The organism is Paenarthrobacter sp. PAE-2, from assembly GCF_026013155.1.
Classification (GTDB): domain Bacteria; phylum Actinomycetota; class Actinomycetes; order Actinomycetales; family Micrococcaceae; genus Arthrobacter; species Arthrobacter ureafaciens.
In genome coordinates, this window is record NZ_JAPDNV010000071.1 from 1 (window position 1) to 6,517 (window position 6,517).

Consider the following 6,517-nt stretch of genomic DNA (forward strand, 5'->3'; position numbering starts at 1 on the left):
GTGAGAACACTTTCTAACACCACGGTGCGGCAGCGCCGCCTGAGCGCTACTTGGGGGCGTTAACTCACGACGGCGGCACCCGGCTTCCGCTGTTACGGAACCCGGGTGCCGCCGTCGGGCACTCAGTTGCTAGGCGTCTTTGCCCGGAAACGGCCGGTTGGCGACCACGGGAGCACTGCCGGTGTAGCCGTCACGGGTGGCCGCGATCTCGTGGATCTGCTTGCGGCAGAGGAACCAGCCCCAGACCATGAGGGCGCAGGCGATGGCCGTGACCAGCATGGTGAGCGGCGATTCGATGAACACCATCGCCAAGACGCCGGCCAGGAAGAGCAAGGACAGGTAGCCCGTGTAGGGGGCACCAAACATCCGGAACGATGGACGTTTGAGCCAGCCCTTGTCCGCCCAGCGCTTCAACTGCATCTGGCAAAGGACGATCGTTGCCCAAGTGACAATGATGCCCACGGAAGCCACGTTGAGGACGATCTCGAAGGCCTGGGCCGGGACGAGGTAGTTCAACGGGACGCCGAGCAGGGAGACGCCGGCCGTGATGGCAATACCGCCGTAGGGAACGCCTGCCTTGTTCATGCGCTGGGCGAACTTCGGGGCCGAACCGTTGACGGACATCGACCGGAGGATACGGCCCGTTGAGTAGAGTCCGGCGTTGAGCGAAGACAAAGCGGCCGTCAGGACCACGAGGTTCATGATGACATCGACGCCCTGGACGCCGATTGAACCGAAGAAGGTCACGAACGGGCTGACGCCCTTTTCGTAGGAGGTGTACGGCAGGAGCAGGGCCAGCAGGATCACGGAGCCGACGTAGAAGACGGCGATGCGGAAGACCACGGAGTTGATGGCCTTGGGCATGATCTTCTCCGGGTTCTCGGTCTCGCCGGCCGCGGTTCCCACCAGTTCAATCGAGGCGTAGGCGAACAGCACACCCTGCATGAGGATGATCATCGGGAGCAGGCCGTTGGGGAAGATGCCGCCGTTGTCGGTGATGAGGCTGAATCCGACTTCCTGGCCTTCCACCGGGGTGCCGAAGATGACGAAGTACGTGCCCGCCAGGAGGAAGGCCACCAGGGCTGCCACCTTGATCAGCGCGAACCAGAACTCCATCTCGCCGAAGACCTTCACGGAAACCAGGTTCAGGCTGAGGACCACAACCAAGGCGATGAGTGCCCAGGCCCACTGCGGGACGGCACCCATCCACGGGACGTATTTGCCGAAGAAGTTCATGTAGAGGGCCGCTGCCGTGATGTCCACAATCGTGGTGGTGGCCCAGTTGATCCAGTAGAACCAGCCGGAGACGAACGCGGCCTTCTCGCCGTAGAACTCGCGGGCGTAGGAAACGAAAGAGCCCGACGACGGGCGGTGCAGTACCAGCTCGCCCAGCGCTCGCAGGATGAGGAAGGCAAAGAAGCCGCATACTGCGTAAGCGATGACCAGAGACGGGCCCGCGGCGTTGAGGCGGCCGCCGGCTCCGAGGAACAGGCCGGTACCGATGGCGCCGCCGATCGCGATCATCTGGATTTGGCGGGGCTTCAGGTCCTTGTGGTAGCCCTTGTCTTCCTTGTGGAGGGCTTGTTCGCTGGCATGCGCTTGGAGCGGGACCGTGTGGTCCGTGATGGGGTTGGTCATGGGAATCCTTACGGGTGTCCTTTAGGTGTACTGCACGTGCCCTGTACAGGGTTTTTGGGCGCGCGCAACTCCTTATGTGGGTGCCTCATCGGGCAGGACGGCTTTGGGGCCGTGGGGCTGGAGGGCCTACTTGCTCAGGTTTGCCAGGCGTTCGGGGCTGAGCAGTTCTTCGAGTTGGGTTGCGGTGAGCAAGCCGTGTTCGAGGACGAGCTCTGCCACGCCTTTGCCCGTGGCCAGGGCTTCCTTGGCGATTGCTGTGGCTGAGGCGTATCCGATGTGCGGGTTCAGTGCCGTGACGAGACCGATCGACTGCTCCACGGTAAGCCGTAGCCGTTCGGTGTTTGCGGTGATACCCCGGACGCAGCGGGCCGTCAAAGTGCGGCACGCTGCTTCGAGATGGGAAATGCTCTTGTGCAGGCTGTGCACAATGATCGGTTCGAAGGCATTCAGCTGGAGCTGGCCTGCCTCCGCGGCCATGGTGACGGTGACATCGTTGCCGATGACCTCGTAGGCGACCTGGCTGACTACTTCCGGGATCACCGGGTTGATCTTGCCGGGCATGATCGAGGAGCCGGACTGGACAGCCGGCAGGTTGATCTCGCCCAATCCCGCACGCGGCCCGGAGGACAGCAGGCGGAGGTCGTTGCAAATCTTGGACAGCTTCACGGCGACGCGCTTGAGCACGCCGGACAGGTGGACGAACGCGCCTACGTCCTGCGTAGCTTCGATGAGGTCCGCTGCTGTCAGAAGGGGAAGGCCGGTTACTTCGGCGAGGTGCCGGCACGCGGCATCGGCGTATCCTGCAGGGGCGTTCAGTCCCGTGCCGATGGCCGTGGCACCCAGATTGATCTCGTGGATCAGCATGTGGGACTCATCCAGGCGGGCGCGGTCCTCGCCGATCGTCACGGCGTAGCCGCCGAATTCCTGGCCCAGGGTCATGGGAACAGCGTCCTGGAGCTGCGTGCGGCCCATCTTTACGACGGTGCGGAACTCGCGGCCTTTCTCAGCAAAAGCTACTTCAAGTTCTTCCAGCGCTTCCAGGAGTTCCTTGACGGAGAAGATCGTGGCGAGGTTGACCGCCGTCGGGTAGACGTCGTTGGTGGATTGGCTCAGGTTGACGTGGTCGTTGGGGTGGAGCTTGGAGTAATCACCCTTGGGGTGGCCCAGGATTTCCAGGGCGCGGTTGGCGATGACCTCGTTGGCGTTCATGTTGGAGCTGGTCCCGGCTCCGCCCTGGATCACATCCACCATGAACTGTTCGTGGAGCTTGCCGTCCATGATGTCTTGGCATGCCTGGTCGATCGCGTCGGCGCGTTCGGTGTCCAGCAGGCCAAGTTCATGGTTGGTCCGTGCAGCGGCCTGCTTGACTGCCGCGAGGCCACGGACCAAGTGCTTGTTGGTGGAAAGCGGCTGACCCGTGATGGGGAAGTTTTCGATGGCACGCAGGGTATGAACGCCCCAGTAAGCGTCTGCGGGAACATCGCGGTCGCCAAGAAGGTCGTGCTCGGAACGGAGAGGGATCGCCTGATCGACGGTGGTCATAGCTGTCCTTTAGTTGGTGGTGAAAATGTGCGCTGCACGGAGCTCGCCGACCGGAAGGCCGCCGCCCAGCACGGGTGGGCTCTGCAGCGCGTCCAAAGTGCCGCCGTCGAGCCCCAGACGACGAAGCGCCTCAAGGGTGATGGGCATGCGGGCGCGGTCCCCGCCGTCGGAAATCTTCACGGCCACGGCCCGGCCGTCGGCGAGGCCGACCAGCTGCAGGCCCTCGAAACCGTCCTTGGCGAGCAGGCCCGGGACCGCACGCATCAGCGCGGTGACATCGCGACCCTCGCCGGCCACCATATCCGGGTGACGGCGCATCGCGTGGGCTACTTTGCCTTCGTTTGTTTGTTCGTCGGCTGAAGCGAGGCGGCCGTAGGCGCGGGCCATCGCGTGCAGCGAGTGGGCGAACAGGGGAGTGCCGCAGCCATCGGTGCTGACCGCGGCCGCGTCCTCGCTGGTGAGTTCGGTGATGGTGTCCCGCACCAGGACCTGCAGCGGGTGTTCGGGGTGCAGGTAGCCCTCAACCGGCCAGCCGTTGATGACACAAACCGAGGCCATGGAGGCGTGCTTGCCGGAGCAATTCTGTGCCAGCCGGGTGGGGCCGTTGCCCTCGCGGAGCCACTGGTTGCGTTCGTTGAATCCGTAGGGGAGGTCCGTGCTGTTGGCCAAGGCGGCTTCGGTCAATCCGTGGATTTTGAGGATTTCCGCTGCGCCGTCACGGTGGTCCTTGCCTCCCGAATGGCTGGCTGCCGTCAAAGCCAGAAGCCGTTCCGGAATGTCCAAGCCGGCCTTGAGGAGCGCCACGGCTTGCAGGGGCTTCAGGCTCGACCGCGGGTACATCGGCGCATCCGGCTCCCCGGCTTCCAGGGCCGTGCTGCCGTCCGCATTCAGTGCCACCAGCGAGCCGTAGTGGATGCTCTCCACCAGTCCGTCGCGGGTCTGTTCAACCAGCGGGACGTGACGGGTGGCTTGCTTGAGCGTTTCCATGGTTTCCTTTGTCATTTGCTGAGGATCGTCTCGAGTGCCACGCTGACGGCCTGCAGGTGCTCAGCCATGGCTTTGCTGGCGCCCTGCGAGTCGCCTTCCTCAATGGCGTTCAGGATGGCTACGTGTTCTTCATCGGAACGGTGTTGCCGGTCAGCGACGAGGTTCAGGGTTTCGGACTGGTGGGCGAGGGCGTCGCGGATGTCCTGCACGACGCTCGCGAACACGCGGTTGCCGCTGGCGCGTGCGACGGCGGAGTGGAAGGTCGCGTCAAGGTTCACCCACGCTTCGGGGTCGTTTTCGTGCAGCATCTCCTGGACGATGTCCTTGAGGTGCTCAAGTTCCTCTTCAGTGCGCCTTTCGGCAGCCAGACCTGCCGCGGGGATCTCGATATGGGGACGGGCTTCATTGAGATCGCGTGCGCTGTACTGACCCAAGGTAAGGTCATTAGCAACCTTGTTCGCCACCACGAACGTGCCCTTGCCGGTCTTGGTGGTGGTTAGGCCCAGCGTGTTGCAGGACCGGAGTGCTTCGCGGATCACGGACCGGCTTACGCCATACTGTGCTGCCAGCGTTGCTTCGGAGCTGAGCTTGGTGCCGATATCGAACTGTCCGCCCTCGATTGCCCTCCTGAGTGCGGCGAACACCGCTTCTGCCGCTGAAATACGGGAGATAGGAGTGGGCGCCGAGCGGCTCGCGCTCGCACCATACTGTCCGGCTGTCCGGCTGTCTGACAGGTTCACGGTATTGAATATGGCACGGGTCACAAGGGGCTGTCAACGCTGAAAGGACTGCTTCACGCTTTAGTGGTTGGGGGGTACGCGACCTACTCGCAAGGCGTCCCTGTCGCCGTACGGCGACTTCCTGAAAAGTCGTCGTACGGCGACATCCTCGCCCGATCCATGTCATTCCCAAGCTGACGCAAGGGCTGTCCCGCGCCGGCCGTGCAGCGCATAATGGCTGGCATGAATGCCCCTCAATCCCGTGACGCGTCGGATCCTCCTCGCATCACAGTGGAGGTACCCGTGTTGAGCGTCGGTGCCGGTCCTGCGGATTACGAGGACCTTGGTCATCACGTTGACTCGCTGAGGAAGCCGGGCAGTCTGCATATGACTCTTTTGCACATCGGCATCCTGGAGCGGTTGGCTGCAGACATCGTCGCCTGGACCAAGGGGCGGATGCCTGCGGAAAGGGCGGCACTGGAGATAGCCACGTGGCTGCGGGAACTTCCTGTGCTCGACGGTTTCCTGGGTAAATCAGACACCATCATCTCTCTGGGCGGCGGGCGCATCAGCAGCCTGGAGGTTGAAGTCCCGCTGGCCGTTCGGGATTACCAAACCCTGTTGGTCCAAGGACTGCATGTGCTTCTCGACGATCTGGGCCTGGACAACATCGATGACTTCATTCTCAGCTCTCCGGCGCTTGGGTATCGGTCACCCCACTGGATACCGCACGTGGCGGTGGGCAAAGCACGTGTGAAGCATCAGGAGCCCATTAAGATAGAAACGCTGGCTTTGGAATTCGGAACATCCCGAATACGGAACGAGATCTCCCTCCCGTCCGTTGTCTAGAGCGACCATGACTCCCACCACCGAGGAAACTCAATGCAACCCCGCGCCCTTTTCCGAACTGTTGCCTTCGCCGAAGCCGTCACGTGGACTCTTCTTCTGATCGCGCTTTTCCTTAAGTACGTCACGAAGACGACTGATGCAGCGGTGAGCATTGCAGGTGGTGTCCATGGATTCGTTTTCCTCTGTTACGCCTTCATTGCCGCGTTCACGTGGGTCAACCAGAAATGGAAGGCGCGCACCGGGCTCCTGGCCATCGTCTCGGCTGTCATTCCGTATGCCACCATCCCCGTGGAAAAGTCACTTGATCGCAAGGGTCTTCTTGCCGGTCAGTGGCGTCTCGCAGCCGGACGCGAGGAGCCCGTGGGTGCTGTTGAGAAAATTCAGGCCTGGATCTTGGCCAAGCCGATCCTTGCAGCGGTAGTGGTGTTGGTCGGCGTCGCAGCCGTGTTCAGTTTCCTGCTGTACATGGGACCCCCGGACACATGGTTCTCGTAGGGTTCTCCGGCACTGACTAAGAGCCTCTCCGTATTCCCCAGCCAACTTCTCGGCAGAGAGTTGGCGGATCCAGCCGGGAGTCTCTTTGCCGAGCTGCCGATCGCAAACCAAACGAAGCCGTGCTGCCGCGATCTGGACTCCGCGATCGTATGAAATGGGTGAAACCCTCCTGGAATAGGTGGAAGGGTTCTGCTCTGTTGTCGCGGACTGCGCTTGTTTTGGCTGTGCCGTTGCGACCTTCTTTGATGCCCGGGGGCGCGTTTTTCCGTCGAGTTGGGTGGGTTTTG

General features: G+C 62.4%; 6 protein-coding genes. 2 read left to right on the forward strand and 4 right to left on the reverse strand.

Annotated elements, in window-relative coordinates; genetic code table 11:
• Positions 1–129 precede the first annotated feature (129 nt).
• The 4 genes from OCL88_RS20545 to OCL88_RS20560 form a co-directional block, all read right to left on the reverse strand.
• On the reverse strand, positions 130–1,638 hold the full coding sequence (locus tag OCL88_RS20545) for an amino acid permease (RefSeq protein ID WP_264963775.1): 1,509 nt from the start codon (positions 1,636–1,638) through the stop codon (positions 130–132).
• A gap of 126 nt (positions 1,639–1,764) precedes the next feature.
• Positions 1,765–3,180, reverse strand: coding sequence for an aspartate ammonia-lyase (aspA, locus tag OCL88_RS20550; protein ID WP_264963776.1), 1,416 nt, complete (start codon positions 3,178–3,180; stop codon positions 1,765–1,767).
• 9 nt (positions 3,181–3,189) lie between these two features.
• Positions 3,190–4,182, reverse strand: a complete 993-nt coding sequence (locus OCL88_RS20555; protein WP_264963777.1) for an asparaginase — start codon at positions 4,180–4,182, stop codon at positions 3,190–3,192.
• Entirely contained in the window at positions 4,179–4,907 is a 729-nt protein-coding gene (locus tag OCL88_RS20560; protein ID WP_264963778.1) for a FadR/GntR family transcriptional regulator, read from the reverse strand. The genes OCL88_RS20555 and OCL88_RS20560 overlap by 4 nt, the downstream gene beginning before the upstream one ends.
• A 222-nt stretch (positions 4,908–5,129) precedes the next feature.
• Between OCL88_RS20560 and OCL88_RS20565 the strand changes: the two genes are divergently transcribed.
• Positions 5,130–5,735: a hypothetical protein gene (locus OCL88_RS20565; protein ID WP_264963779.1), complete on the forward strand. Its 606-nt coding sequence runs from the start codon at positions 5,130–5,132 to the stop codon at positions 5,733–5,735.
• 33 nt (positions 5,736–5,768) lie between these two features.
• Positions 5,769–6,230 carry a DUF3817 domain-containing protein gene (locus OCL88_RS20570; protein ID WP_264963780.1) on the forward strand — a complete coding sequence of 154 codons (462 nt, stop codon included), beginning with the start codon at positions 5,769–5,771 and terminating at the stop codon, positions 6,228–6,230.
• Positions 6,231–6,517: the final 287 nt, after the last annotated feature.